27 protein-coding genes are annotated in these 24,517 nt (G+C 69.1%); 14 read left to right on the top strand and 13 right to left on the bottom strand.

The features are described from left to right. Nucleotides 1-30: 30 nt before the first annotated feature. From AC5Y4S_RS01255 to AC5Y4S_RS01235, 5 genes are read left to right on the top strand one after another with little or no spacing between them, the layout of a single operon-like run. On the top strand, nt 31-855 hold the full coding sequence (locus tag AC5Y4S_RS01255) for a class I SAM-dependent methyltransferase (protein WP_500029280.1): 825 nt from the start codon (nt 31-33) through the stop codon (nt 853-855). Then, nucleotides 852-1,655 (top strand): class I SAM-dependent methyltransferase, encoded by an 804-nt coding sequence (locus tag AC5Y4S_RS01250; RefSeq protein WP_500029279.1) that lies wholly within the window; start codon nt 852-854, stop codon nt 1,653-1,655. Before AC5Y4S_RS01255 ends, AC5Y4S_RS01250 begins: the two co-directional genes overlap by 4 nt. Further along, nucleotides 1,652-2,545, top strand: a complete 894-nt coding sequence (locus AC5Y4S_RS01245) for an alpha/beta fold hydrolase (protein ID WP_500029278.1) — start codon at nt 1,652-1,654, stop codon at nt 2,543-2,545. The genes AC5Y4S_RS01250 and AC5Y4S_RS01245 overlap by 4 nt, the downstream gene beginning before the upstream one ends. Continuing rightward, entirely contained in the window at nt 2,542-2,937 is a 396-nt protein-coding gene (locus AC5Y4S_RS01240; RefSeq protein WP_500029277.1) for a hypothetical protein, read from the top strand. The genes AC5Y4S_RS01245 and AC5Y4S_RS01240 overlap by 4 nt, the downstream gene beginning before the upstream one ends. A 6-nt stretch (nt 2,938-2,943) precedes the next feature. Further along, complete coding sequence (locus AC5Y4S_RS01235) at nt 2,944-3,447, top strand: DinB family protein (protein ID WP_500032031.1); 504 nt, start codon at nt 2,944-2,946, stop codon at nt 3,445-3,447. Here AC5Y4S_RS01235 and AC5Y4S_RS01230 read toward each other — a convergent pair. After that, nucleotides 3,418-4,539, bottom strand: a complete 1,122-nt coding sequence (locus AC5Y4S_RS01230; RefSeq protein WP_500029276.1) for an NmrA family NAD(P)-binding protein — start codon at nt 4,537-4,539, stop codon at nt 3,418-3,420. The two genes, AC5Y4S_RS01235 and AC5Y4S_RS01230, sit on opposite strands and share 30 nt — an antisense overlap. Before the next feature lie 105 nt (nt 4,540-4,644). Between AC5Y4S_RS01230 and AC5Y4S_RS01225 the strand changes: the two genes are divergently transcribed. Genes AC5Y4S_RS01225 through AC5Y4S_RS01215 form a run of 3 tightly spaced genes read left to right on the top strand, consistent with a single transcriptional unit; the run spans nt 4,645 to nt 8,467 of the window. Next, nucleotides 4,645-5,256, top strand: coding sequence for a TetR/AcrR family transcriptional regulator (locus AC5Y4S_RS01225; protein WP_500029275.1), 612 nt, complete (start codon nt 4,645-4,647; stop codon nt 5,254-5,256). Nucleotides 5,257-5,315: 59 nt separating this feature from the next. Next, nucleotides 5,316-6,104 carry a beta-phosphoglucomutase family hydrolase gene (locus AC5Y4S_RS01220; protein ID WP_500032027.1) on the top strand — a complete coding sequence of 263 codons (789 nt, stop codon included), beginning with the start codon at nt 5,316-5,318 and terminating at the stop codon, nt 6,102-6,104. Continuing rightward, a complete protein-coding gene (locus tag AC5Y4S_RS01215; protein WP_500029274.1) occupies nt 6,101-8,467 on the top strand; it encodes a glycoside hydrolase family 65 protein in 2,367 nt (788 codons plus the stop codon). The genes AC5Y4S_RS01220 and AC5Y4S_RS01215 overlap by 4 nt, the downstream gene beginning before the upstream one ends. On the opposite strand, the gene AC5Y4S_RS01210 is transcribed toward AC5Y4S_RS01215, so the two are convergent. Beyond that, nucleotides 8,461-9,030 (bottom strand): TetR/AcrR family transcriptional regulator, encoded by a 570-nt coding sequence (locus AC5Y4S_RS01210; protein WP_500029273.1) that lies wholly within the window; start codon nt 9,028-9,030, stop codon nt 8,461-8,463. The two genes, AC5Y4S_RS01215 and AC5Y4S_RS01210, sit on opposite strands and share 7 nt — an antisense overlap. A 62-nt stretch (nt 9,031-9,092) precedes the next feature. On the opposite strand from AC5Y4S_RS01210, the gene AC5Y4S_RS01205 reads away from it, so the two are divergent. Beyond that, entirely contained in the window at nt 9,093-10,016 is a 924-nt protein-coding gene (locus AC5Y4S_RS01205) for a TauD/TfdA dioxygenase family protein (RefSeq protein ID WP_500029272.1), read from the top strand. Nucleotides 10,017-10,077: 61 nt separating this feature from the next. Here the strand turns inward: AC5Y4S_RS01205 and AC5Y4S_RS01200 are convergent, their stop codons facing one another. The 3 genes from AC5Y4S_RS01200 to guaB are packed head-to-tail and all read right to left on the bottom strand — an operon-like array spanning nt 10,078 to nt 14,623. Continuing rightward, nucleotides 10,078-11,814: a GMC oxidoreductase gene (locus AC5Y4S_RS01200; protein WP_500029271.1), complete on the bottom strand. Its 1,737-nt coding sequence runs from the start codon at nt 11,812-11,814 to the stop codon at nt 10,078-10,080. A 53-nt stretch (nt 11,815-11,867) separates the two neighbouring features. Continuing rightward, nucleotides 11,868-12,995, bottom strand: a complete 1,128-nt coding sequence (locus tag AC5Y4S_RS01195) for a GuaB3 family IMP dehydrogenase-related protein (protein ID WP_068180981.1) — start codon at nt 12,993-12,995, stop codon at nt 11,868-11,870. A 14-nt stretch (nt 12,996-13,009) separates the two neighbouring features. Beyond that, nucleotides 13,010-14,623 carry an IMP dehydrogenase gene (gene guaB / locus AC5Y4S_RS01190; protein WP_085184918.1) on the bottom strand — a complete coding sequence of 538 codons (1,614 nt, stop codon included), beginning with the start codon at nt 14,621-14,623 and terminating at the stop codon, nt 13,010-13,012. Between the two features lie 140 nt (nt 14,624-14,763). On the opposite strand from guaB, the gene AC5Y4S_RS01185 reads away from it, so the two are divergent. Next, a complete protein-coding gene (locus tag AC5Y4S_RS01185; RefSeq protein ID WP_066933952.1) occupies nt 14,764-15,174 on the top strand; it encodes a DUF5319 domain-containing protein in 411 nt (136 codons plus the stop codon). A gap of 1 nt (nt 15,175) precedes the next feature. On the opposite strand, the gene AC5Y4S_RS01180 is transcribed toward AC5Y4S_RS01185, so the two are convergent. The 3 genes from AC5Y4S_RS01180 to AC5Y4S_RS01170 form a co-directional block, all read right to left on the bottom strand. Further along, a complete protein-coding gene (locus AC5Y4S_RS01180; protein WP_500029270.1) occupies nt 15,176-15,934 on the bottom strand; it encodes an anti-sigma-D factor RsdA in 759 nt (252 codons plus the stop codon). Next, nucleotides 15,927-16,502 carry a sigma-70 family RNA polymerase sigma factor gene (locus AC5Y4S_RS01175; protein ID WP_500029269.1) on the bottom strand — a complete coding sequence of 192 codons (576 nt, stop codon included), beginning with the start codon at nt 16,500-16,502 and terminating at the stop codon, nt 15,927-15,929. Before AC5Y4S_RS01175 ends, AC5Y4S_RS01180 begins: the two co-directional genes overlap by 8 nt. An 81-nt stretch (nt 16,503-16,583) precedes the next feature. Then, a complete protein-coding gene (locus AC5Y4S_RS01170; protein ID WP_500029268.1) occupies nt 16,584-17,384 on the bottom strand; it encodes a hypothetical protein in 801 nt (266 codons plus the stop codon). Between the two features lie 365 nt (nt 17,385-17,749). On the opposite strand from AC5Y4S_RS01170, the gene AC5Y4S_RS01165 reads away from it, so the two are divergent. Next, entirely contained in the window at nt 17,750-18,058 is a 309-nt protein-coding gene (locus tag AC5Y4S_RS01165; protein ID WP_067009583.1) for a WhiB family transcriptional regulator, read from the top strand. On the opposite strand, the gene AC5Y4S_RS01160 is transcribed toward AC5Y4S_RS01165, so the two are convergent. Next, nucleotides 18,055-18,336, bottom strand: a complete 282-nt coding sequence (locus AC5Y4S_RS01160; RefSeq protein WP_500029267.1) for a hypothetical protein — start codon at nt 18,334-18,336, stop codon at nt 18,055-18,057. The genes AC5Y4S_RS01165 and AC5Y4S_RS01160 overlap by 4 nt on opposite strands. Before the next feature lie 325 nt (nt 18,337-18,661). Here AC5Y4S_RS01160 and AC5Y4S_RS01155 point away from each other — a divergent pair, with 325 nt between their 5' ends. Together AC5Y4S_RS01155 and AC5Y4S_RS01150 are read left to right on the top strand one after the other, a co-directional pair. Next, entirely contained in the window at nt 18,662-19,447 is a 786-nt protein-coding gene (locus AC5Y4S_RS01155) for a Rieske (2Fe-2S) protein (protein ID WP_500032021.1), read from the top strand. Further along, nucleotides 19,444-19,929: a hemerythrin domain-containing protein gene (locus tag AC5Y4S_RS01150; RefSeq protein ID WP_500029266.1), complete on the top strand. Its 486-nt coding sequence runs from the start codon at nt 19,444-19,446 to the stop codon at nt 19,927-19,929. Before AC5Y4S_RS01155 ends, AC5Y4S_RS01150 begins: the two co-directional genes overlap by 4 nt. A gap of 4 nt (nt 19,930-19,933) precedes the next feature. Here AC5Y4S_RS01150 and AC5Y4S_RS01145 read toward each other — a convergent pair whose 3' ends face one another. Then, nucleotides 19,934-20,203, bottom strand: a complete 270-nt coding sequence (locus AC5Y4S_RS01145) for a hypothetical protein (RefSeq protein WP_500029265.1) — start codon at nt 20,201-20,203, stop codon at nt 19,934-19,936. A gap of 114 nt (nt 20,204-20,317) precedes the next feature. Here AC5Y4S_RS01145 and AC5Y4S_RS01140 point away from each other — a divergent pair, with 114 nt between their 5' ends. After that, on the top strand, nt 20,318-21,046 hold the full coding sequence (locus tag AC5Y4S_RS01140) for a superoxide dismutase family protein (protein ID WP_500029264.1): 729 nt from the start codon (nt 20,318-20,320) through the stop codon (nt 21,044-21,046). Nucleotides 21,047-21,054: 8 nt separating this feature from the next. Here the strand turns inward: AC5Y4S_RS01140 and AC5Y4S_RS01135 are convergent, their stop codons facing one another. The 3 genes from AC5Y4S_RS01135 to AC5Y4S_RS01125 form a co-directional block, all read right to left on the bottom strand. Next, on the bottom strand, nt 21,055-21,720 hold the full coding sequence (locus tag AC5Y4S_RS01135; RefSeq protein WP_500029263.1) for a nitroreductase: 666 nt from the start codon (nt 21,718-21,720) through the stop codon (nt 21,055-21,057). Nucleotides 21,721-21,766: 46 nt separating this feature from the next. Continuing rightward, nucleotides 21,767-22,867 (bottom strand): ferritin-like domain-containing protein, encoded by a 1,101-nt coding sequence (locus AC5Y4S_RS01130; protein ID WP_500029262.1) that lies wholly within the window; start codon nt 22,865-22,867, stop codon nt 21,767-21,769. Between the two features lie 95 nt (nt 22,868-22,962). Further along, nucleotides 22,963-24,465, bottom strand: coding sequence for an adenylate/guanylate cyclase domain-containing protein (locus tag AC5Y4S_RS01125; protein ID WP_500029261.1), 1,503 nt, complete (start codon nt 24,463-24,465; stop codon nt 22,963-22,965). Nucleotides 24,466-24,517: the final 52 nt, after the last annotated feature.

The raw sequence follows: 24,517 nt of genomic DNA, 5'->3' as shown, positions 1-24,517 counted from the left end.
AACTCCCAACCACAGAAAGGCACGAAACCAATGAGTACAACCGAAAGCAGCTATGTCCTCGGGCACGCCGACGAGGAGGTGCAGCGGCTGCTCCTGCAGGGACGGCTCTACGACGGCTACACCGAGCACGCGCTGCGGCTCGCCGGGCTGCGGCCGGGCATGCGGGTCCTCGATATCGGCAGCGGGCCCGGTGACGTGTCGTTCGTCGCCGCCCGGCTGGTCGGGCCGACGGGAAGCGTGCTCGGGGTGGACGCCGCCCCGGCGATGGTCGAGCTGGCCACCGCCCGCGCCGCCGAAAAGGGCTTGGCCACCGTGCGTTTCACGCAGGCCTCTATCGACGCGATCGCCCTGGACGAACCGGTCGACGCGGTGGTCGGCCGGCTGATCCTGATGCACCTGCCCGACCCGGCCGCCACGCTGCGGCACCTGACCTCCCTGGTGCGCCCCGGCGGCGTGGTCGCGTTCGCCGAAATCGACATCACCCGGGCGCGCAGCGTCCCCGAGCTGCCGCTGTTCAGTCAGGTGATCGCGGGCATCGTCCGCGCCTTCGAGGCCATGGGCCTCAGCCCAAGGTTCGGCACCACGCTGCACACGGTCTTCGCCGACGCCGGCCTGGGGGCGCCACAGTTGGCCATCGGCGCGCCGATCGGCACCGCCGCCGACGGCGACATCCTCGCCTACGGCGCGGAAGTCTGGCGGCTCGTCTCGCCCATCGCCGAACAAGGCGGCTTCGGGCTGGATGATCTCGGCGACATCGGCGAGTTCGTGCCACGTTTCCGCGAGGAGGCGCTGGCGGCCGACGCCCTGATCACCATGCCTTCCATCATCACCGCATGGGCAGAGGTGCGGAAATGAACGCCACAATCCAGGCCCAGTACTCGACAGGCTTGTCCCGCAACAACATCGAACGCGCGCTGCGCTCCGCCGGAATGGACCTCGACCACTTGGCGCCCGCCGACCTGGCGATGCTGGAGGACTTCCACACCATGGGCCGCATCGCCACCGCCCAACTGGTCGACCTGGCGGGGATCACCAATGACAGCGACGTCCTCGACGCCGGCAGCGGCGTCGGCGGCACCGCGCGCTACGTCGCCGACCGCTTCGGCGCTCGAGTCGCCGCGGTGGACCTCACCGACGAATACTGCGAAACCAACCGCTGGCTCAACGGGCTGGTCGGACTCGGCGACCTGATCTCGGTTCGTCAGGCCGACGTCACCGAACTCCCCTTCGCCGACGGCACGTTCGACGTCGCCATCAGCCAGCACGTCCAAATGAACGTGGCCGACAAGGCGCGCCTGTACTCCGAGGCGCATCGGGTGCTCAAGGACGGCGGGCGACTCGCCCTGTGGGACATCACGATTGGCGGCGGCGGCGAGCTCGCCTATCCCCTGCCCTGGGCCGACGAACCCGCGCGCAGCCACCTGGCGACCCCCGACGACCTGCGCGCCGCGGTGGAGTCCGCCGGCCTCACCGTCACGGCGTGGAACGACCTCACCGACCAGGCGGCCGCGCTCATGCAGGCCATCCTGGCCCAGCCGGACGGCCCGCTGGGCCTGCACGCCTTCGTCACCGACTTCCGCCGAAAGGCCGAAAACCTGACGCAGGCCCTGGCCGACGGGCGCCTGCGCGCCGTTCAGGGACTGTGCGAACGATGAACACCTTGGCGCCCAACGCAATTCCGGACCAACGCTACACGCTGGCGTGGAGCGGCGGCCGCGGCGAGGTCAGGTTCCTCCGGCGGCCGGACGGCTCCCGGTTGCGCTACTTCACGGCGGGAACCGGCCCACCGCTCGTCCTGCTGCACACCGTCCGCACGCAGCTGGACTACTTCCAGCGAGTGGTGCCGGCGCTGTGGGACGACTTCACCGTGTACGCGCTGGACCTGCCCGGCATGGGCTGGTCCGACGTCGTACCCGGCGCGCGATACGGGGAGGCCGAATTGCGCCGCGCCGTCGTTGAATTCGTCACGGCCCTGGACCTGCGCGACGTCACGCTGGCGGGCGAATCGATGGGTGCTGCGCTCGCGCTGCTGGCCTCGATCGAGCTGACCGACCGGGTGAGCAACGTGATCGTCTTCAACCCCTACGACTACCCCGGCGGCCTCGAACGCGGCAATTGGTTCGCCCGCGTGATCGGGACGGGCGTCCGCCTGCCCGGTTCCGGACCCGTCTTCGCCGCGCTCGAGAATCGCCTCATCCTGCGCGGCGTGCTGGCCGGCGGCTTTGCCGACTCCGGCGCGCTGCCGAAGGACTTCCTCGTCGAGCTGCGCCGCAGCGGCCGCCGTCCCGGCTACCCCCGGGTGAATCGGGCCATCATGCGCGTCCTCCCCGGGCTCATCAAAGCGAAAGACCGCTACCCCGAGGTGAAGGCCCCGGTCACGCTGGTCTACAGCGAGCACGACTGGTCGCGCCCCGCGGACCGGGACCAGGTCGCCCGCCTACTGGGTGTCCGGGCCGTCACGGTAAGCAGCGCGGGCCACTTCTCGGCCCTTGAACGCCCCACGGAGATGGTCCGCATCATTCGGCACAGCCAACCGGGGTCATGAGGCGGGCCTGGCTCCGGGTGGTCATCCGGCTGACCGCGGTCGGGTACCTGCTCTTCTTCGTGCCCGACCTGGTGTTCGCGATCACGCATCGGGCCAACGCGCTCTTCGAATGGGGCTCCGGGGGCGACGCGATCGCGGTCATGTTCGCCACCGTCTACATCGTCTGGGCGCTGTTCCTGTTCGCATCGGCGCGCGACCCGCTGGCGAACCGACTCTTCCTCGATTTCAATCTCACCGCGAACGCAGCGCATTTCGGCGCCATGCTGGTCATGGCCATCGCGATGCGCGACGAGCACCGGCATCTGGCCGGCGTGGTCGCGCTCGGATTGCTCACCACCGTCCCGTTGGCCGCGTGTTGGCTACCGGTCCGGCGGCGCAGCGCCCGCCCATAAGCTGTGCTGGTGGAACGGTGCCAGGAGTGCGGATTCGCATACGACCTGACCACCGCAACGCGGGCCGGTGACGAGATCCGGGCTGGCGTTGCCGAATTGGCCCGGCTGCTCAGCACCGCCGAGCCGGCCACCCTCGCGCGGCGCACCGCCCCAAAGCTGTGGTCACCGCTCGAATATGCCTGCCACCTCCGCGACGTACTGATCACGCAGCGCGAGCGGGTGCTGCTGGCCCGGCGCGCCGACGTGCCCGCCGCCGTGCCGATGGGCCGCGACGAACGCGTCGCCCACGACGGGTACGCCGAAAGCGACCCGGCCGAAGTCGCCGAGGAGCTGACGATCGCGGCGCGGCTGCTGGCGAACACCCTGCGCCGGCTCGACGACGCCGACTGGGAGCTCCGCATCGTCTACAACTGGCCGCGGCGCACCCAGCGGACGCTCCGCTGGGTGGCCGTCAACACGATGCACGAGGTGCGCCATCACCTACTGGACATCGACCGCCAACTTGCCTAGGCCGTACCGGTAGCGGGCCGGGTCAATCGACGGGGCGTGCTCGCGTTGCCACACGGCCGACTCGGCCGAATACCGGGGCCGGGCGGGCTGGGGATGTTGCTGGCGCTTGTCGAAACGGTCGAGCCGGTGCGGGGGCACCAGGCCGGTCAGCATCAGATTCCCGATCTCGCGCAACACTTTTCCCGGGGTGCGCCGGCTGTCCGCCGCCTCGATGTAGCGGCGCGCGATGGTGGGAAAGTCTTCGGGTTCGACCCCGGCGACGTCGCGCACGTGGGTGGTCGGGCCGCCCACCTCCCAGACTCCCAGCGCGGTCTCGGGCAGGTAGTGGCGCAACCCGGACTCGAAGTACGTGTCGACTCCGAGCCGCTTGGCGTTCACGTGCACCGCTCGCATGAACATCCACGGGGGCATTTCCAGGAGGCGGACCCGCCGCCCCATGGCGTCACCCACCATCTCCGCGACCTCTTTGCCGGACAACAGCTTTGGCCCGGTCGGGCGGTAGGACCGACCGTCGTGGCGATGCGGGTCGAGCAACGCGCCGACCGCTACCCGGGCGATGTCTTCATTGGACGGGGGCGCGTTGAGTCGTCCCCCCGTGCTCGGCGCCGGCAGCACCCCGAGTTGGACGGTAACCGGCAGCGCCATGAAATAGTTGTCCGCGAAGAACCCGGGATCGACCGCGACGTGGGCGGTGTCCGGCAACAGCCGAAACAGCTTGTCGGACAGCCAGTGCTGGCGCGTCATCAGCGACGGATGCTCGGGGCTGGCCAGCCACTGGCCCAGCGCGACCACCGCCTCGACGCCGGCGTCGTGCGCGGCCACGGCGAAGCTGACCGCGCTGTCGAGCGCGTGCGGGTGGTAGGGAGGGTTGAAGAACAACCGGTCCACGCCCTCGACTGCGGCCCGAACCTGTTGAATGTCAAGCATATCCGCCACGACGACCTCGGCGCCCAACGCCCGTAACCGGGCACTGCGGGCGTCGTCGCGACGCACCAAGGCCCGCGTCGGCACGCCCCTTTCCAGCAATTGGGCCGCCACGGCGCCGCCTATCCTTCCCGTCGCGCCGGTGACCAGCACACGTGTGTTGTTCATTGGAGTTCCTTTCCCGAACCGGAATGTGACCGATGGTTACATCCGCAGTATGCGACCTCCATGTGACCGTTGTCAACATCTGGGCCGGCGTGAGATCGTGATGGCATGAGTTCCGTCGGGCCCCCTGCCAAAAAGGGCTATCACCACGGCGCGTTGCACTCGGCCCTGGTCGAGGCGAGCATCACCCTCGCCCGCGAGGGCGGCCCCGATCGGGTGATCCTGCGCGAGGCGGCGCGGGCCGCCGGGGTGTCCCACTCGGCCGCGTACCGCCACTTCGCCGACCGCGAGGCGCTGCTGGCCGAGGTGTCGAGCTACGCGCGCGACGAGCTCGCCACGCAGATGCGCCGGCGCGTCAATCGCACCAACGACCCCCGCAAGAGGCTGCGTGCGGTCGGCACCGCCTATATCGACTTCGCGATCTCCGAGCCCGGACTGTTTCGCGCCGCGTTCACCTCGCACCCCGCGACGTCCCCCGGGGCAACCGACACCACCGCCGACCCATTCGGGGTCCTCGGCCAGGTGCTCGACGAGGCCCAGGCCGCCGGCCTGCTGGACGCGCGCCGCCGGCCGGGGGCCGAAATCGCCGCCTGGTCGGCGGTGCACGGGCTGGCCTGCCTGTTGCTCGACGGACCGCTACCCCAAAGCCCCGCGGCCGTCCGTTTCGCACGGACCCAGGTGTTCGACCTCATCGAGCGCGGCCTGCTGAACGACGCGTAAACCGGCGGGGCAAACGTCGCGATCCCTGGCGGCAGGCATCTCGGCATGGTGGAGTGGGTATCGCACCAAATAGTCGCCCGACTCGATACCCGAGAGTGAGGTCACCCGTGCTGGGTCTGCCGGAGAAGGTGCGCGCCTGCCTGTTCGACCTCGACGGGGTGCTCACGGATACCGCGAGCGTTCACACCAAGGCCTGGAAGGCCATGTTCGACGGCTACCTGGCCGAGCGGGCCAAGCGAACGGGGGAAGAATTCGTCCCCTTCGACGCGGCCGCCGACTACCGCAAGTACGTGGACGGCAAGAAGCGCGAGGACGGTGTCCGGTCGTTCCTGGAGAGTAGGGGAATCGAGCTGCCGGACGGCGATCCGGACGACCCGGGCGACGCCGAGACGATATACGGCCTGGGCAACCGCAAGAACGACATGTTCCAGAAGGTCCTGCGCGACGACGGCGTGGAAGTGTTCGAGGGATCGCGCCGCTACCTGGAGGCGGTCTCAGCCGCCGGCCTCGGCATCGCCGTGGTGTCCTCGAGCGCCAACACCCGCGACGTCCTCGAGATCACCGGCCTCGACCGGTTCGTCCAGAAGCGGGTGGACGGCGTCACGCTGCGCGACGAGCACATCGCCGGCAAGCCGGCCCCCGACTCCTACCTGCGCGGGGCGGAGCTGCTCGATGTCCCCGCGGACGCCGCGGCCGTCTTCGAGGACGCGCTGTCCGGCGTGCAGGCCGGCCGGGCCGGTAACTTCGGCTACGTGGTGGGTGTCGACCGGGTGGGCCAGGCCGAGGACCTGCGCCGCAACGGCGCCGACGTGGTGGTCACCGATCTCGCGGACCTTCTCCAGTCATGATCACTGAAGAGTGCTACCCCGTCGAACCGTGGCAGATCCGCGAGACCCGGCTCGACCTGAACCTGCTGGCGCAGTCCGAATCGCTGTTCGCCCTGTCCAACGGGCACATCGGGCTGCGCGGCAACCTCGACGAGGGCGAGCCGCACGGCCTGCCGGGCACCTACCTCAACTCCTTCTACGAGATCCGGCCCCTGCCGTACGCCGAGGCCGGCTTCGGCTACCCGGAGGCGGGCCAGACGCTCGTCGACGTCACGAACGGCAAGATCATCCGGCTGTTGGTCGAGGACGAGCCGTTCGACGTGCGCTACGGCGAGCTGCTCTCCCACGAGCGGGTGCTCGACCTGCGCGCCGGGACGCTGACCCGCCGCGCGGACTGGCGCTCGCCCAACGGCAAGCAGGTCCGGGTCGTGTCCACCCGGCTGGTCTCGCTGGCCCAGCGCGGGGTCGCGGCCATCGAGTACGTCGTCGAAGCGGTCGAGGAATTCGTGCGGGTCACCGTGCAGTCCGAGCTGGTCACCAACGAGGACCAGCCCGAGACCTCCGACGACCCGCGGGTGTCGGCGATCCTGGAGAACCCGCTCGAGGCCGTCGACCACGAAAACACCGAAACCGGAGCGCTTCTCATGCACCGGACCCGGGCCAGTGCGCTGATGATGGCCGCCGCGATGGACCACGAGATCGAGGTTCCCGGCCGCGTCGAGTTCAGCACCGACGCCCGTCCCGACTTGGCGCGCACCACGGTGATCTGCGGGCTGCGCCCGGGCCAGAAGCTGCGCATCGTCAAGTACCTGGCGTATGGCTGGTCGAGCATGCGCTCCCGCCCGGCGCTGCGCGACCAGGCCGCCGCCGCGATCCACAGCGCCCGCTACAGCGGCTGGCAGGGACTGCTGGACGCGCAGCGGTCCTACCTCGACGACTTCTGGCAGAACGCCGACGTCGAGGTGGAGGGCGACCCCGAATCCCAACAGGCCGTCCGGTTCGGGATGTTTCACCTGCTGCAGGCGAGCGCGCGCGCCGAGCGCCGCGCCATCGCCGCCAAGGGGCTCACCGGAACCGGCTACGACGGCCACGCCTTTTGGGACACAGAGGGTTACGTGCTGCCCGTGCTGAGCTACACCGCGCCGCACACGGTCGCCGACGCGCTGCGGTGGCGCGCGTCGACCCTCGACCTCGCCAAGGAGCGCGCGGCAGAGCTCGGCCTCGACGGCGCCAGCTTTCCCTGGCGAACCATCCGCGGGCAGGAGTGCTCGGCCTACTGGCCGGCCGGGACGGCGGCCTGGCACATCAACGCCGACATCGCCATGGCCTTCGAGCGGTACCGCATCGTCACCGGCGATGAGGAGCTGGAGCGGGAGTGCGGGCTGCGGGTGCTGGTCGAGACGGCCCGGCTGTGGATGTCGCTCGGGCACCACGACCGGCACGGCGTGTGGCACCTCGACGGCGTGACCGGCCCCGACGAGTACACGGCGGTCGTGCGCGACAACGTCTTCACCAACTTGATGGCGGCGCACAACCTGATCACGGCCGCCGACGCGTGCAACCGCCACCCCGAGGAGGCGGAGGCACTGGAGGTCACCACCGAGGAGGCGGCCGCCTGGCGCGACGCCGCCGGCGCCGTCAACATTCCGTATGACTCGGAGCTCGGCGTCCATCAGCAGTGCGAGGGCTTCACCACCTTCGCCGAATGGGACTTCGAGAAGAACACCACCTATCCCCTGCTGATGCACGAGGCGTACGTGCGGCTCTATCCCGCGCAGGTGATCAAGCAGGCCGACCTCGTGCTGGCGATGCAGTGGCAGAGCCACGCGTTCACGCCCGAACAGAAGGCGCGCAACGTCGACTACTACGAGCGGCGCATGGTGCGCGACTCGTCGCTGTCGGCCTGCTCGCAGGCCGTGATGTGCGCCGAGGTCGGCCATCTGGAGCTGGCCCACGACTACGCCTACGAGGCCGCGCTGATCGACCTGCGCGATCTGCACCACAACACCCGCGACGGGTTGCACATGGCCTCGCTGGCCGGGGCCTGGATGACCCTGGTCGTCGGGTTCGGCGGCCTGCGCGACGACGAGGGCGTCCTGTCGCTGGATCCCCTGCTGCCCGACGGCATTTCGCGGCTGCGGTTCCGGCTGCGCTGGCGTGACTTCCGGCTGACCGTCGACGTCAACCACTCCGATGTGACCTACACCGTGCACGACGGGCCCGACCACGACCTGGACATCCGACACGCCGGCGAGCAGCTCACCCTGCACACCGATGCGCCGACGACCGTGGCGGTGCACATCCGCAAGCCGCTCCTTCCGGCGCCGCAGCAGCCGCCGGGCCGCGAGCCGCTGCACCGGCGCGCGCTGGCCCGGAGTCAGTGAGGCTCGACGATGCGGGCCACCTCGGCCTGCACCGCCTCGCGGATTTCTTCGTCGGTCAGCTCGTCCAGACCGGTGGCCGAGCGCAGGAAGGGCGCGAACAGCCGCCAACCCATTTGCAGCGCAAAGCCATTGGCGACGGCCAGGCGGGCGCTGCGGTCGTCCTGGTGGGTCGGGCGGAACCGGTCGAACAACAGGGCGGCGCCCGGAAACCGCGACTGCAACTTGCCTGCGGGATAGCCGTCGAGCAACGTGCGGGCCATCACCCGCATGTGGCGGTCCAGCGCCCGCTCGGCCTCAGGGGAGGAGGGGTCGGCCTCCAGCACCGCGGTCGTCGTCGCGCCTAGGTGATCGAGCACGGCGCCCACCAACTGGTCCTTGGCGCCGAAGTAACGGAACACCAGGCCGTGGTTGACCTTCGATCGCGCGGCGATGTCGCGGATGGACGTGGCCGCCGGACCGCGCTCCGCGAACAGGTCGGTGGCCGCCTCCAGGATGGCCGCCACCACCTCTTCCCTACCGGTGGGACTCTCGCGGCGCTCAACCCTTGCGGAATTGTTAGTCACATGACTACACTACACGTTAGTCAAGTGACTACTACCGAGTTACGGCAAAAAGGACGATTGAAATGACACAGCCAGTGACCGTCACCAAGCTGGGCAGCCGGATCGGCGCCCGAGTCGACGGAGTGAAACTGGGCGGCGACCTCGACCAGGCGACCGTCGACGAAATCAGGGGGGCGCTGCTGGCCCACAAGGTGATCTTCTTCCGCGGGCAGGACCACCTCGACGATGAGCAACAGCTCGAGTTCGCGCGGCTGCTGGGCACCCCGATCGGCCACCCCGCGGCCGCCTTCCTCGCGGGCAAGGACGCGCCGACCATCACGCCCATCAACTCCGAGTACGGGAAGGCGACGCGCTGGCACACCGACGTCACGTTCGCCGCGAACTACCCCGCCGCCTCGATCCTGCGCGCGGTCACGCTGCCCAGCTATGGCGGGTCGACGCTGTGGGCCTCGACCGCGGCAGCCTACGACGAGCTGCCCGAGCCGCTCAAATCACTGGTCGACAACTTGTGGGCGCTGCACACCAACCGCTACGACTACGTGACCCCGGAATCGATCGAGACGATGACCGAGGCGCAGCGCGCGTTCCGGCAGGCGTTCGACAAACCCGATTTCCGGACCGAGCACCCGGTGGTGCGCGTGCACCCCGAGACCGGTGAGCGCACGCTGGTGCTGGGCGACTTCGTCCGCGGGTTCGTCGGGCTGGACAGCTACGAGTCGACGGTGCTGCACGAGCTGCTGCAACGGCGAATCACCGCGCCGGAGAACACCATTCGCTGGACGTGGAGCTACGGCGACGTCGCCATCTGGGACAACCGGGCCACGCAACACCGCGCCATCGACGACTACGACAACCAACATCGGCTGATGCACCGGGTCACGCTGATGGGCGATGTGCCCGTCAACGTGCACGGGGAACGCAGCCGCGTCGTCAGCGGGGCCCTGCTCGACGCCAACACCCCCGAGGCGATCGCAAGCTCGGCGTAGCCGAGCGCCGCGGGTCGCCGACCCGACCAGCCCCGAGGCGATCGCAAGCTGATTTGAGGGGTCAGCCTGCGGTGCTCACGGGGTTGCTCGGTAGCCAGCGCAACGCGCCCGGCGCATGCGCTGGCACCACCGGGTGGGCCGGCGGAATCGGGGACAGCCTGCGGTAGGTGTCGCCCTGCAGCGGGCGCTGGTCGTTCTCGCCCTTGTTCGGCCACAGCGACGCGGCCCGCTCGGCCTGCGCGGTGATGGACAGCGACGGGTTGACGCCCAGGTTCGCCGAGATCGCCGCGCCGTCCACCACGAACAGCGTCGGGTAGCCGTAGACCCGGTGATACGGGTCGATGACGCCGCTTTCGGGACCGTCGCCGATCACCGCGCCGCCGAGGAAGTGCGCCGTCAGCGGGATGTTGAACAGCTCGCCCCAGGTGCCGCCGGCGACGCCGTCGATCTTGGCGGCGATGCGGCGGGTGACCTCGTTGCCGACCGGAATCCACGACGGGTTGGGCTCGCCGTGCCCCTGTTTGCTGGAATACCAACGGATTCCGAGCTTGCCGCGCTTGGTGAACGTGGTGATCGAGTTGTCCAGGTGCTGCATCACCAGCGCGATCACCGTGCGTTCGCTCCACTGCCGGACGTTGATCATCCGCAGGATCCCGCGCGGGTCCTCGCGGCCCTGGTCCAGCAGCTGCTTCCAGCGCGGGGTATCGGTGCCGCCCGGTCCGTGCCCGTCGGTCATCAGCGTCTGCAGCAGCCCCATCGCGTTGGAGCCCTTGCCGTAGCGGACCGGCTCGACGTGGGTGTCCGACGTCGGATGGATCGACGACGTGATCGCCACCCCGTGCGTGAGGTCCAGATCGGGCTTCACCTCCAGCGTCGCGGCGCCGACGATCGACTCGGAGTTGGTGCGGGTCAGCACGCCCAGGCGCTCCGACAGGCGAGGCAGCTTCCCCCGGTCGCGCATTTTGAACAGCAGGTGCTGCGTCCCCCAGGTGCCCGCGGCCAGGATCAGGTGCGAGGCGGTGTAGGTGCGCCGGTCGCGGCGCAGCCAACTTCCGGTGCGTACCGTTCGGACCTCCCACAGGCCGTCGGGACGCTGCTCGAAGCCCTTCACCGTGGTCATCGGGATGACTTGCGCGCCATTGGCTTCCGCGAGGCCGAGGTAGTTCTTCACCAGGGTGTTCTTGGCGCCGTAGCGGCAGCCGGTCATGCAGCAGCCGCATTCCAGGCAGCCGGTTCGGTCCGGCCCGGCGCCGCCGAAGTACGGGTCCGGCACGGTCTTGCCGGGCGCCTTGGTGCCGTTCGGGCCGAAGAACACCCCCACTGGGGTGGGCACGAAGGTGTCGCCGCAGCCCATCTCGTCGGCGACCTCCTTCATCAGGCGGTCGGCGTCGGTGAACGTCGGGTTCTCCACCACGCCCAGCATCCGTTGCGCCTGCTCGTAATGCGGCATCAACTCGTCGCGCCAGTCGGTGATGTGCGCCCACTGCCGGTCTTTGAAGAAGGGCTCCGGCGGCACGTACAGGGTGTTGGCGTAGTTGAGCGAACCGCCGCCCACCCCGGCGCCGGCCAGGATCATCACGTTGCGCAGCGGGTGGATCCGCTGGATGCCGTAGCAACCCAGCCTGGGCGCCCACAAGAACTTGCGCAGGTCCCAGGAGGTCTCGGCGAACTCCTGGTCCGAGAACCGGCGGCCTGCCTCCAGCACGCCCACCCGGTAGCCCTTTTCCGTCAGCCGCAGCGCGCTGACGCTGCCCCCAAACCCCGACCCGATGATCAGGACGTCGTAATCCGGCTTCATTGCACCAGTATGGCCATACCGGCCGGTAGCAAACCAGGGGGCTTTCGCGGCCGTCAGCCGCCGACGGTCAGGCCGACCTTCTGAAACTCCTTGAGGTCGCAGTAACCGGCCTTGGCCATCGACCGGCGCAGGCCGCCGACCAGGTTCAGGCTGCCGAACGGGTCGTCCGACGGCCCGCCCAGCACCCGCTCCAGCGGCGGCCGCTCGCCGACGGCGATCTGCAGCAACGCCCCGCGCGGCAGCGACGGGTGCGCCGCGGCGGCGGGCCAGAACCAACCGCCCCCGAGCGCCTCGGCCGCCTCGGCCAGCGGCGTGCCCAGCACCACCGCGTCGGCGCCGCAGGCGATGGCCTTGGCCAGCTCGCCCGAGGTGTGGATGTCGCCGTCGGCCAGCACATGCACGTACCGGCCGCCGGTCTCGTCGAGGTATTCGCGGCGCGCGGCGGCGGCGTCGGCGATCGCGGTGGCCATCGGCACGCTGATGCCCAGCACCTCGTCGCTGGTGGTCACGCCCCGGGTGGAGCCATAGCCGACGATGACGCCGGCGGCGCCGGTGCGCATCAGGTGCAGCGCGGTGCGGTGGTCGAGCACACCGCCGGCGACCACTGGCACGTCAAGCTCGGAGATGAAGGTCTTCAGGTTCAGCGGCTCGCCATCGCTGGCCACTCTTTCGGCCGAGACGATCGTGCCCTGGATGACCAGCAGGTCGATCCCAGCCTGCAGCAGCACCGGTGTCAGCGCCTGGGCGTTCTGCGGGCTGACCCGCACCGCGGTGATCACCCCCGCCTCGCGGATGCGCGCCACGGCCGACCCCAGCAGGTCGGGGTCCAGCGGCGCCGCGTGCAGTTCCTGCAGCAGCCGGATCGCCGCCGATGGTTCGGGCTCCTTTTCGGCGGCCTCGAGCAGTTGCGCGATCTTGGCCTCGACGTCGGCGTGCCGGCCGATCAGCCCCTCGCCGTTGAGCACGCCCAGCCCGCCGAGCCGGCCCAGCTCGATCGCGAACTCCGGCGACACCAAAGCGTCGGTGGGATGGGCGATCACCGGGATCTCGAAGCGGTAGGCGTCCAACTGCCACGCCGTCGACACGTCCTTCGACGAGCGGGTGCGCCGCGACGGCACGATGCTGATCTCGCTCAGTTCATACGTGCGACGGGCGACGCGGCCCATGCCGATCTCGACCATTGCCAGTTCGCTGTTCACCGGGCGAAATAGTTGGGCGCTTCGACCGTCATGGCGACATCGTGCGGGTGGCTCTCGCGCAGCCCGGCCGCCGTGATCCGGACGAACTGCGCCTGCTGCAGCACCTCGATGGTGGGCGAGCCGGTGTAGCCCATCGCGGCGCGCAGGCCGCCGGTGAGCTGGTGGATCACCGACGACAGCGGTCCGCGGAACGGTACCCGGCCCTCGATGCCCTCGGGCACCAGCTTGTCCTCGGAGAGCGCGTCGTCGGCGAAGTAGCGGTCCTTGGAGTAGGACTTGCCGCCGCCCGATCCGCCGGAGCCCCGGCCCGCCATGGCACCCAGCGACCCCATGCCCCGGTAGCTCTTGAACTGCTTGCCGTTGACGAAGATCAGCTCGCCGGGCGCCTCGGCCGTGCCGGCCAGGAGCGAGCCGAGCATGGCCGTCGACGCGCCGGCGGCCAGCGCCTTGGCGATATCGCCGGAGTACTGCAGTCCCCCGTCGGCGATGACCGGCACACCGGCCGGGCGGCAGGCCGCGACGGCTTCCAGGATCGCGGTGATCTGCGGCGCGCCGACGCCGGCCACCACCCGCGTCGTGCAGATCGAACCGGGGCCCACCCCGACCTTGACCGCGTCGGCCCCGGCGTCGACGAGCGCGGCGGCCGCGGCTCGGGTGGCAACGTTGCCGCCGATGATCTCGACGCGCTCGCCGACCTCGGCCTTGAGTTTGCCGACCATGTCGAGCACCAGCCGGTTGTGCGCGTGCGCGGTGTCCACGATCAGCACGTCGACGCCGGCGTCGACCAGCATCATGGCGCGGACCCAGGCGTCACCGCCGACGCCGACGGCGGCGCCGACCAGCAGCCGCCCGTCGCTGTCCTTGGTGGCCAGCGGGTGCTGTTCGGTCTTGACGAAGTCCTTGACGGTGATCAGCCCGGTCAGCCGGCCGTGCCCGTCGACGACCGGCAGCTTCTCGATCTTGTTGCGGCGCAACAACCCCAGCGCCGCATCGGCGCTGACGCCCTCCTGGGCGGTGATCAGCGGGGCCTTGGTCATCACCTCGGCGACCTTCTTGGTCTGGTCCACCTCGAAGCGCATGTCGCGGTTGGTGATGATGCCGACCAGCGCGCCGTCGTCGTCGACGACGGGCAGCCCGGAGATCCGGAACCGGGCGCACAGCGCGTCGACCTGAGCCAGCGTGTTGTCGGGGCGGCAGGTGACCGGATCGGTGACCATGCCCGCCTCGGAGCGCTTCACCATCTCGACCTGGCCGGCCTGCTCGGCGACCGGCAGGTTGCGGTGCAGCACCCCCATGCCGCCCGCGCGGGCCATCGCGATCGCCATCCGCGACTCGGTGACGGTGTCCATCGCCGAGCTGACCAGCGGCACCTTCAGCCTGATCTTCCTGGTGAGCTGGCTGGAGGTGTCGGCGGTGGCCGGGACCACGTCGGAGGCCGCGGGCAGCAGCAACACGTCGTCGAACGTCAATCCGAGCATCGCGATCTTGTACGGGTTGTCGCCCCCGGTCGGCAGCGGGTCGTCGGCCAGCCCGGGGAGGTGGGGGTCGCGCAGGTACGGGCTGGCAACCAGGTCGGAGCTGTCTTCTAAATGGGACATGCCACGGGACATCGGTGGGGCCCTCCATACGCGCGCGGAGTGAGAAGCCCATCCTATCGGCTCGCACGGACACCGGACCCGCTTGCCCGGGCGCCACGCTGCGCGCGTCTACCTGCTGGCGCGATGACGGCCCGCCTGCGTAGTCTAGAGGCGTGCGTGACCACCTCCCACCGGGTTTGCCACCCGACCCGTTCGCCGACGACCCCTGCGATCCGTCGGCTGCGCTCGAAGCCGTCGAGCCGGGGCAACCCCTGGATCAGCAAGAGCGGATGGCGGTCGAGGCGGACCTGGCCGATCTGGCCGTGTACGAGGCCCTGCTGGCGCACAAGGGAATTCGCGGACTCGTGGTGTGCTGCGACGAATGTCAGCAGGACCACTACCACGACTGGGACATGTTGCGGGCCAACCTGTTGCAGCTGCTCATCGACGGCACCGTCCGCCCGCACGAGCCCGCCTACGACCCCGAACCCGACTCCTATGTCACGTGGGATTACTGCCGGGGATACGCCGACGCCTCGCTGAACGAAGCGACGTCAGACGCGGACGGGTTTCACCGCCGCTGAGCTAGGGCGTGTCGTCCGGCGCCGCTGAGGGCGGCGTGGACGAGTGCCCGTGATGCCGATGCCGCCCGGACGACGGGCTCGTTGTGGGGCTCGTCGTCGAACTTGCTGATGGGCTCGGTGGGGTCGTACTCGGCGCGGCCGGCGAGGTAGACGACGCGGCCGGCGCCTTGGGCTTCGGCGCGGCCGGCGGCAGCGTCGCGTTCGGGTTGCGCGATTCGACCCGGGTGTTGAGCAGGTTCACCTCGTCCAACAGGTCGTTGCGGCTGGCCCCGTCGTTCATGGATTGCACCGTGCTGCTGACCTCGGCCAGCTGATTCTGCGCTTGGGTCCACTGGCCCTGGTCGATCATTTGCTGAACCTTGGCCAGTTCGGCCTTGGCAGACAGCTCGATCTGGCTGTCCTTGACCCGCGGCTGGTCGAAGAACATCGCGTGCAGGCCGTACAGCGTGTCGCCGGGGCGGGCCTCGACCACCATGGCCCCGAACCCGCTCAGCACCAGCAGCGTCGCGGCCACCGATCCGATCGCGGCGAGGCCGCGGCGGGCGCGCCGCCGCTCGGCCAGCCCGGCGTGCAGCGCCCCGACGGCCTCTTCCGGCGAAACCAGCGCGCTGGCCGGCGGCCAGCGCAGGTCGTCTCGCCAGTCGGCCAGCAGGACGGCCAACGCGTCGTCGTGGGGATCGCCCAGATCGACCGGCCGGCGCTCGGCCAACGCGTCGAGAAGCAAGTCGGTGCTGGCGAATTCATCCAGGGATTCAGGCATAGTCACCCGCCGCGACGATTTCGGACTTGAGCCGGGACAGCGCCCGGTGCTGGGCCACGCGGACCGCTCCCGTCGTGCTGCCGACGGCGGCGGCGGTCTCCTCGGCGGACAGGCCGACGACCACCCGCAGGATCAGGATCTCGCGCTGCTTGGACGGCAGGATCTCGAGCAGCTCGTTCATTCGGCTGACCGAGTCGGCCTCGAGGGCCCGCTGCTCCGGGCCCGCGTCGGTCGACCAGCGCTCGGGGATGGTCTCGGTGGGGTAGGCGAGGTCACGACCGGCGGCCCGGTGCGCGTCGGCGACCTTGTGGGCCGCGATGCCATACAGGAAGGCCAGGAACGGGCGTCCCCGCTCGCGATAGCGCGGCAGCGCCGTGATGGTGGCCAAGCACACCTCCTGAGCCACGTCGTCGGCTGTCAGACCACCCCGTGCGACCGTGCCGACTCGCGCGCGGCAATATCGGACGACGATCGGGCGGATGGTCTCCAGCACCTCCCGTAGGGCGTTCCGGTCCCCCGCCACGGCCTCCGCAACCACAGCGTCGAGACGTTCCCCTTGAATTGTCATCGACGGCGGTTGCTCCAACGTTACGAACGGGACACATCGCGGGCTAACTAACGCAATGACAATAACGGCCCGAAGGCCGTTTCAAGCGGAACGCCACGCGCCCCCGGCGCGCCGCACCTGGCCTGCGCAGATATCGCGAATTTCACGCAGCTTTTGTGTTGAAAACGTGACACTTTCGATGTCGATCAGCAAGCAAGCCAGCGCCCATCGAAGCGGGATCAGGTTGGACCGGCCGGTGGCGTCCAGCGCCGCGTCGGCGACCGCGCGGGCGCGCTCGACGCGGCCGGCGCTGCACAGCGCGGCGGCCAGCACCACATCGCTCTTGACCCGGTGCCGCACCGACGAAACGACCATCGCCTCCGCCCGCCGCACGGCCTCCTCGGCGTGGCGCACGGCCGACGCACCGTCCCCGGAGGCCATCGCCAATTCGGCGGCCACCCATCCCCGGCGCACCGGGAGACGGTCCGGGACCGCCCCCAGGTCCACGCGGCCCAACAACGTTGCCGCGGCGGCGAACCGGCCGACGCCCAACGCGTCGGCCGCCAGCCCGATCAGCGCATCGGCGCGCGCCTCCGCGTCCGCCCCGGCCAACGCGAGCGCGCGGCCGTCCCAGCCCCGCGCCAGTTCATGCCAGCCGAGCTGGCGCAGGAACGAGCCATGCGTGCTGTGCGCCAGCGACGTCAACCGGCCACCGGCGCGTCGCAGCTCCGCCAGGTCGTGGTAGGCGCTGCCGTAGCGGCCCTGCCCGCCCGCCGCGACGGCCCGCCACCACAGTTGCTGCGGCGTGCCTGCCGCCGGCAGCGGCCAGGTTCCGGGTTGCTCCCCGAAGGCGGCGGCGGCCAGTGTGCTCTTAATCACCGAAGTGTGACCAGTTTCAATCACGGTGATAGTAGTAAACACTTCGTGCTGTTCTTGTTACCGAGCTGTTAATCGCCATGAGCTGCGTACTAATTGCTCCCCCCACTGTCCTGAGCGCTGAGCTGGGAAATCACGGTCCGGTCAAGCGCCTGGTAGCACGGTCTTTGGTCAACAAAAGCGTGGCACATGAACGGCGAGTTAATTCTCTTACAACGCTTACATATTTTGGCGACCTAAGTGGCTATTGACGGAAATTCGCCGCCCGCCCTAAGTTCTACTTCGACGGGTAGTCAGCGGTGACCCCACTCGAAAATCGGTTGCACAATCGCTTGTCCGACGCTTCGCGAACCTGAACTTCTGGGCGTGCCGTGCAGAGAGGGAACGATCCAATGCCACAGCCGGAGCAGCTACCTGGCCCCAACGCCGACATCTGGAACTGGCAACTGCAAGGCCTGTGCCGCGGCGTTGACTCGTCGATGTTCTTCCACCCCGACGGCGAGCGCGGTCGCGCCCGCATGCAGCGCGAGCAGCGCGCCAAGGAGATGTGCCGGCGGTGCCCGGTGATCCAGGAGTGCCGGTCCCACGCGCTGGAAGTTGGTGAGCCGTACGGAGTTTGGGGCGGCCTGTCGGAATCCGAGCGCGACATGCTGCTGAAGGGCGACATCGGCCGCAACCGCGGGATCCGCCGCTCGGCCTAGTGCACCCCGGCGCCCAGCAGGCCGCCGGAGGAGATCATCACCGCGAGCCACGAGGCTATCCCCGCGCATCCCAGCACGGCGCCGGCGATGGCCAATCCCCGAGGCTGGCTGTCGCGGTTGGCGCGGTCCAGCGCGACGCATCCCATCGCCGCGCCGACGAGCGAAAGAACGATGCCGAGGCCGCAGTGGGCGTGCAGGAGAAGGCCGGCGATGCCCATCATCACCGAGTAGCGCGCCTCCGACCTGGCCTGCGTGGACGGTAGTTCCGTAGTCGTCATTTCTTTCCTCCTGCCTCGCTCTTGGTCCCGAGCGTGCCGTGCGGGGCTTGGCGAATTCTGCACAGTTCCTTGGCCCGCCGAATTTGTCGGGTGAACAATTCGCGGCCGCAGTACGTGTCCTAGTCGTGGGCCGCGCGCCGCAGGCCGGCCGTGGTCCGATCGGCACGTCGTCGAGACCCGCTGCGCCGCGTCGGTTCACCCACTCCACAGGAGGAGTGCCGTGGCTGAACGGTCACAGAATTTTCTCGATCACATCCGAACCACTCTTGGCGATCAAGGGTGGCTGGACCGGCCGAGCTACCGCCTCGAGCACGCGCTGACCTTCTTGTTCGCGGCCATGGGCCGGCATCGGGATCGGGTCGGCAACGCGCTGCACGGCACCTGGCTCGGCCATCCGCTGCATCCGGCGCTGACGTCGGTGCCGACGGGGGCGGTGACGACGACGGTCGCGATGGATGCGGCCGGCCTGCTTCCCGGTCGCACATACCGCGACGCGTCGCGGTTCGCGCTGGGCGTCGGAATCGTCGGCAGCCTGGGCGCGGCCGCCACCGGCGTGACGGACTGGCAGCACACCCACGAACAATCGCGCCGGATCGGCCTGGTGCACGGCGTGCTGAACGCGGTAGCGACGGGGCTGTACGCGGCGTCGTGGTGGGACCGGCGCCGGGGCCGTCACCTGCGCGGAATGGCAAGCAGCGCTTTGGGTTACGGCCTCACCCTTGGCAGTGGCTACCTGGGTGGGGCACTGGTGTACGGGGAGGCGACCGGCGTCGATCGCTCCGGCGACCGCCTGGCCGCGGACCACTGGACGCCGGTGCTACCGGCGGCCGCCCTGGACGGCCAGCCGCAGCGGGTCGAGGTCAACGGCGTCGGCGTGGTGCTCTACCGCAACGACGGCCAGGTGTTGGCCGTCGGCGAGCGCTGCCCGCACCTGGGCGCCCCGATGGGCGACGGCTGGATCGACCGCGATCGCATCGTTTGCCCGTGGCACGGTTCGAGGTTCGCGTGCGAATCCGGGGAGGTGCTGCGCGGGCCCGCGACGGCGGCGCTGCCGAGCTACCCGGCGCGCATCCGTGACGGGCTCGTCGAAATCCGGGGGACGGCGAAATGAACGCCTACGACGTGCTTTTCGAGCACCACAAGGTCCTGCGCGGACTCTGCGAGAAGATCACCGCGATACCGCCGGACACCGACGAACGGCAACGCGCCCTCGACGAGTTGCTGGTCGAGCTCGACATCCACATGCGCATTGAGGACGACCTGTTCTATCCGGCGGTGTCGGCGGCAACCGAGCTCGTCGCGATCGCCCACGCCGAACACCGCCAGGTCTGGGACCAGCTCACGGTGCTGCTGCGCACGCCGCCGAGCGCGCCGGAATACACCGACGAGTGGCACTCGTTCGTCACCGTGCTGGATGCCCACGCCAGCGAGGAGGAGCGCGACTTATGCCCGGCCCCAATCGATTTGAGCGAGGATATGCTCGAGGCGCTGGGAAACCGGATGATCGAGCGCATCGCCGAGTTGCGTCAATCGAGCATCCACCGGCTCCGCGTTCGCGGGCGCAAGGCCCTGCTCAGCGCGCTGGGAGGATAACCGCTCAGAGGTTCGTCGGCGCGCCGAGCGCGCCCGGTGGGCGCGGGACGCGGCCAGTAAGCAGGTCGTGCATCCGGGTGGCGTCGTGTGCGGCGGCGGTGGCGGCCCGCAGGTGCCACTCTTCGCCGTCTTCGGTGTAGGCGACCATCTGCCGGGCGGCGAAGCTGTAAAGGGATTGGATCATGGGCAGATTCCTCTTGCCGGCCACGTCGGCTATCCACAGGTAGCTCGACGCCTGCCGGAGCGCCTCTGTCAACTGCGGTTCGGAGACCACCCAACCCACGCTCGCACAAGGCGCGGGTGCGGAGCACCGGCCAGGGCCCGGCTCATATACCTCTCATATCTTTGTGCGGGGTTTGATATTGGCTCATCGGGGTAGGCCCAGCCCATGAAACGGGAAATGGCCTTTGCGGTCGTGGCACTCACCGCGACCATCGCGCCATTGGGCGCTTGCGCAAACCAGGGCGGTAACCCGTCCACCACGTCGCCGTCCTCGAGCGCGTCGGCGGGCGCCGAGCGGATGACCACGCAGTTGAAGAGCGCCGACGGTACTCAGGTCGCCACCGCCACCATCGACTTCACGAGCGGCTACGCCACGGTGACGGTGGAGGCGGGCCCGAATCAGGTTCTGACTCAGGGCTTCCACGGGCTGCAAATCCACGCCGTGGGCAAGTGCGAGGGCGGGGACTTCAGCTCCGCCGGCAGCGTCTATCAGGCGCCGGGCCACAGCGGCTACCCGGCCAGCGGCGACCTGACCGCGCTGCAGGTGCGCTCCGACGGCTCGGCGAAACTCGTCACCACCACGAACTCCTTCACCGCCGCGGACCTGAGAAACAGCTCGGGCACCGCGCTGGTCATCCACCAGGCCGCCGACAACCTCAGCGGTGCCGCCACCGGGGATTCGGGTAAGCGTCTGGCGTGCGGCGTGATCACCGCGGCGGCCGCGACGACGACGTCGTCGACCACGGAGACCACCACCGTCACCACGGTCACGACCGCCGTGCCGCCGCCGTCCGCCAGCACGAGCACCAGCACGAGCACCGTCACGGTCACCAGCACCCCGACCACCACGCCGAGCTACACCTGGACGACCCCGCCCAGCCTTCCTCCGCGCTGACGCGGAGGCTAGCCGTGGACGAACGTGACCGTCTCGTCGAGCGGCGCGCGGCCCGTACGCGCGTAGCCGACCGCCGGATCCTCGTACCCGATCGACATGCCGCAGAACAGGATTAGCCGGTCCGGGGGCGACAGGATCTCCGCGACGGTCTTGCGATACACCGACCATGCCATCTGCGGGCAACTGTGCAGCCCTTCGGCGCGCAGCAGGAGCATGACGGTCTGCAGATACATCCCGACGTCTGCCCATTGGGGCCGGCCGAGGTCGCGGTCGATGTAGCAGAACAGGGCGGCGGGCGCACCGAAGCACTCCCAGTTCGCCGAAGCGGCCCTCTGACGGGCCTCCCAGTCCTCGCGCTCGATGCCGAGCGCGCTGTAGCGCTCGTGGCCGAAGGCGGATCGGCGTTCGCGGTAGGGGGACTTCAGGTCGTCGGGGTACATCTCGTACTCCCGCTCGTCCCAGGGGTCGCGAGCGGCCACGCGTTCGCCGGCGCGTTTCTTGAGCTCGGCCAGCGGCGCGCCGGTCACCACGTAGGAGTTCCACGACTGCAGGTTCGATCCGGACGGCGACCACGCCGCCGCGGACAGCACCCGCGCCAGCACCTCCCTCGACACCGGCTCGTCGGTGAATCCGCGCACGGCTCGTCGGGTGGTGACGGCCTCGTATACGTCCACGGTCGCTCCCTGGTCGGCTTCGATGCCAACCCTATGGGCCCTTGGGTTAGCTCGCGCCCGCCGCGATCACCTCGTCCACTTCGAGCGCCCGGTCGGCCATCTCGGCGTGTGCCTTGTCCAGTGCCTCGGCCTGATCCTCGTCGGCCTTCATCAGCGCCTCGATGTCGAAGCCGGCCAGGTCGAGGACGCCCATCTCCCTGAAGGCCTTCTGCACCTTGTCGCCCCACAACCCGATGTCCTTGACGATCGGCACGATCCGGCTGAACAGGTGCGAGCGGAACTGGATCATCAGCGGCGACGTGTCGACCCACTCGGCACACGCTTTGACGTCCAGGCCGAGGGTTTCGAAAACCTCCTCGCCGCGGAACCGGTCGCGCATCAGATAGCAGGCGTCGACGACGAACTCTTCACGCTCATCGCGCTCGGCCTCCGTTAGCGCAGAGTAGTAGTCCTTCAACGAGATTCGGCCAAAGGCCACGTGGCGGGCCTCGTCCTGCATGACGTAGGCCAGCACCTGCTTGGCAAGCGAGTCCGGCGCCGCCGTGTCACGCAGCACGCCGAACGCGGCGAGTGCGAGCCCTTCGATGAGGACCTGCATGCCGAGATACGGCATGTCCCAACGTGAGTCGCGCAGGGTGTCGTCCAGCAATTGGGTCAGGTTCTTGTTGATCGGGTAGACGAGACCGACCTTCTCCTGCAGGAACCGCGAGAACGTCTCCACGTGCCGGGCCTCGTCCATGGTCTGGGTGGCCGCGTAGAACTTGGCGTCCAAGTCAGGAACGACCTCGACGATCTTGGCCGCGCACACCAGCGCCCCCTGCTCGCCGTGCAGGAACTGCGAGAACTGCCAGGCCTGGGAGTGCCGGCGCATCTCGGCGCGACGCGATTCGTCGGCGGCTTCCCACACCGGGCTGCCGAACAGCGGATGGAACTCGTCGGGCAGCCCGACCGGGTTGTCGGGGTCGACGTCTTGCGCCCAGTCGATGCGCGACTGGGCGTCCCACTGCTTGTCCTTTCCCTTTTGGTACAGAGAGAGGAGCCGGGCTCGACCCTCGTCGTACTCCCAGGTGAAGCGCGCATCGCCGGCACTGGGGACCGTCCACGAGTAGGGCTCGGGTACGTCCGTGTACTTGTCCCTGGTGGTCATGAGTTCTCACCTCTCCGCCCGGTATGACCAGTGGTCATATGACGAGTATCACATTGCACCCCGGATGGCAGGCGCGTCAACCATGACGCGTCGGCTTAACGCGCTGAGCCGAGACCGAAAACCTCGGTGGGCGTCGACTTGCCCTTCAGGGCGTGCGCACCCCGGTGGGTAAGTCCCGACGGTCGAGAAACCAAGGCGTCGACCGTCTGCCGGGTAAGAAGCAAGGCGTCACCGGTGGTCTTGGTGAGTTGCTCGACGCGGGCGGCGACGTTGACGGTGTCGCCGATCAAGGTGAACTCCAGCTTTCCGCCGCCGCCGATGGTCCCGGCGATCACCTTGCCGGTGTTGATCCCAATGCCGATTCGCAGCGCACCGTCGAAACGCTCGGCGACGAGGCGATGGATAAGGACCGCCGCGCTCACGGCGGCGTCGGCATGATCCGCGAGATCATTGGGAGCACCGAAGACCGCAAGCGCGCCGTCACCGAGGAACTTGTTGACGTGCCCCCCGGCATCGACGACGGCCGGAACCACGATCTCGAAGAGGGCGTTGAGCCGGGCGACGGTGTCCTCGGCGCTGTTGGCCTCGGCGAACGAGGTGAAGTCGCGGATGTCGATGAACATCACGGTCACCTCACGGCGCTCGCCGGTGAAGACGTCGTCGCCCTGCTCGAGTAGGCGCGCGGCCAGGGCGGGGTCGACGTAGGTTCCGAACGCGGCCTGAAGTCGTTGCCGCTCAGTCAGTCCCGCCTGCATGCGGTTGAACGACGCCGCCAGCGCGCCGAGGTCGTCATCTTGCACCACCGGCAGGCGCCGGCTGAAATCGCCGGCCGCGACGCGCTCGGTTCCCGCGGCGAGATCGCGAATGGGTTGCAGCAGTGGCGAGTACGCGGCCCAGAGCGACGGCCCGATCATGAGCACCAGCACACCACCGATCAGCATCGGGAGGATGGGGCCGTGCCTGGCCACGTCCAACACGGCGCCCAGAATCGCGCCGGCGACGGCAAACGCGAATCCCACCGCGAGCATGGCCACATTGGTCCACGTGGCGAACGACGGGCGAGAGCGAGGCAGGGAATCGCCGATCCCGGTGTCCGAGGCGATCGCTGCCCGGGCGGGCCGCAGGATTGATTCGGTGTAGCTGTGCACCGTGATCAGCTGTCCGGAAGATCCGGCAACGGCGCCCAGAATCGCGTACTGGACGAGCCGCGATCCGCTCGCTCCGGCAACCATCCCGACCGCGACGAACAGCGCCGCGAGCGAAACAACGGTGACAGCCATCCCCCTCGCAATCACTTTGCGGCCGTAGCTGTAAGTGGCGCGCAGTGCGTCCGCTCGATCGACGCCGTCGCCAGCGGCCCATCGCTCAATGAGGCGGGCTTCTTTTCCGTCGGGCATCACCAGCAGATACACATACGCGAGCACGGCGACCACGGTCACCGCGGCCGCCTCGGCGTATCGATCGGACCTCTCGAAAGCGACAATGCCCAGCGACCAGGCGAGGTAAACCGGGAGGGCCAAGGGGAGCGTGAGCGCCCAGGCTGCCCAGGGGTACCTCGATTTGTACCGATCCCACGCCATCTGCCAGATGCGATCCATGCGAAATAGCGAAACATCACCGGCGCTCGACCGGGAGTGTTTCGCGACCGCC

The organism is Mycobacterium sp. NGS64 (assembly GCF_059812245.1).
The sequence above is the reverse complement of the archived record's forward strand: the minus strand, read 5'-3'. Positions and strand labels throughout refer to the sequence as shown.

What these genes read in the sequence shown, in the direction of transcription:
- AC5Y4S_RS01255 (WP_500029280.1), top strand. Translation starts at nt 31, where the DNA reads ATGAGTACAACCGAAAGCAGCTATGTCCTCGGGCACGCCGACGAGGAG.
- AC5Y4S_RS01250 (WP_500029279.1), top strand. Translation starts at nt 852, where the DNA reads ATGAACGCCACAATCCAGGCCCAGTACTCGACAGGCTTGTCCCGCAAC.
- AC5Y4S_RS01245 (WP_500029278.1), top strand. Translation starts at nt 1,652, where the DNA reads ATGAACACCTTGGCGCCCAACGCAATTCCGGACCAACGCTACACGCTG.
- AC5Y4S_RS01240 (WP_500029277.1), top strand. Translation starts at nt 2,542, where the DNA reads ATGAGGCGGGCCTGGCTCCGGGTGGTCATCCGGCTGACCGCGGTCGGG.
- AC5Y4S_RS01230 (WP_500029276.1), bottom strand. Translation starts at nt 4,539, where the DNA reads ATGAACAACACACGTGTGCTGGTCACCGGCGCGACGGGAAGGATAGGC.
- AC5Y4S_RS01225 (WP_500029275.1), top strand. Translation starts at nt 4,645, where the DNA reads ATGAGTTCCGTCGGGCCCCCTGCCAAAAAGGGCTATCACCACGGCGCG.
- AC5Y4S_RS01215 (WP_500029274.1), top strand. Translation starts at nt 6,101, where the DNA reads ATGATCACTGAAGAGTGCTACCCCGTCGAACCGTGGCAGATCCGCGAG.
- AC5Y4S_RS01205 (WP_500029272.1), top strand. Translation starts at nt 9,093, where the DNA reads ATGACACAGCCAGTGACCGTCACCAAGCTGGGCAGCCGGATCGGCGCC.
- AC5Y4S_RS01200 (WP_500029271.1), bottom strand. Translation starts at nt 11,814, where the DNA reads ATGAAGCCGGATTACGACGTCCTGATCATCGGGTCGGGGTTTGGGGGC.
- AC5Y4S_RS01195 (WP_068180981.1), bottom strand. Translation starts at nt 12,995, where the DNA reads ATGGTCGAGATCGGCATGGGCCGCGTCGCCCGTCGCACGTATGAACTG.
- guaB (WP_085184918.1), bottom strand. Translation starts at nt 14,623, where the DNA reads ATGTCCCGTGGCATGTCCCATTTAGAAGACAGCTCCGACCTGGTTGCC.
- AC5Y4S_RS01180 (WP_500029270.1), bottom strand. Translation starts at nt 15,934, where the DNA reads ATGCCTGAATCCCTGGATGAATTCGCCAGCACCGACTTGCTTCTCGAC.
- AC5Y4S_RS01175 (WP_500029269.1), bottom strand. Translation starts at nt 16,502, where the DNA reads ATGACAATTCAAGGGGAACGTCTCGACGCTGTGGTTGCGGAGGCCGTG.
- AC5Y4S_RS01165 (WP_067009583.1), top strand. Translation starts at nt 17,750, where the DNA reads ATGCCACAGCCGGAGCAGCTACCTGGCCCCAACGCCGACATCTGGAAC.
- AC5Y4S_RS01160 (WP_500029267.1), bottom strand. Translation starts at nt 18,336, where the DNA reads ATGACGACTACGGAACTACCGTCCACGCAGGCCAGGTCGGAGGCGCGC.
- AC5Y4S_RS01150 (WP_500029266.1), top strand. Translation starts at nt 19,444, where the DNA reads ATGAACGCCTACGACGTGCTTTTCGAGCACCACAAGGTCCTGCGCGGA.
- AC5Y4S_RS01140 (WP_500029264.1), top strand. Translation starts at nt 20,318, where the DNA reads ATGAAACGGGAAATGGCCTTTGCGGTCGTGGCACTCACCGCGACCATC.
- AC5Y4S_RS01130 (WP_500029262.1), bottom strand. Translation starts at nt 22,867, where the DNA reads ATGACCACCAGGGACAAGTACACGGACGTACCCGAGCCCTACTCGTGG.
- AC5Y4S_RS01125 (WP_500029261.1), bottom strand. Translation starts at nt 24,465, where the DNA reads ATGGATCGCATCTGGCAGATGGCGTGGGATCGGTACAAATCGAGGTAC.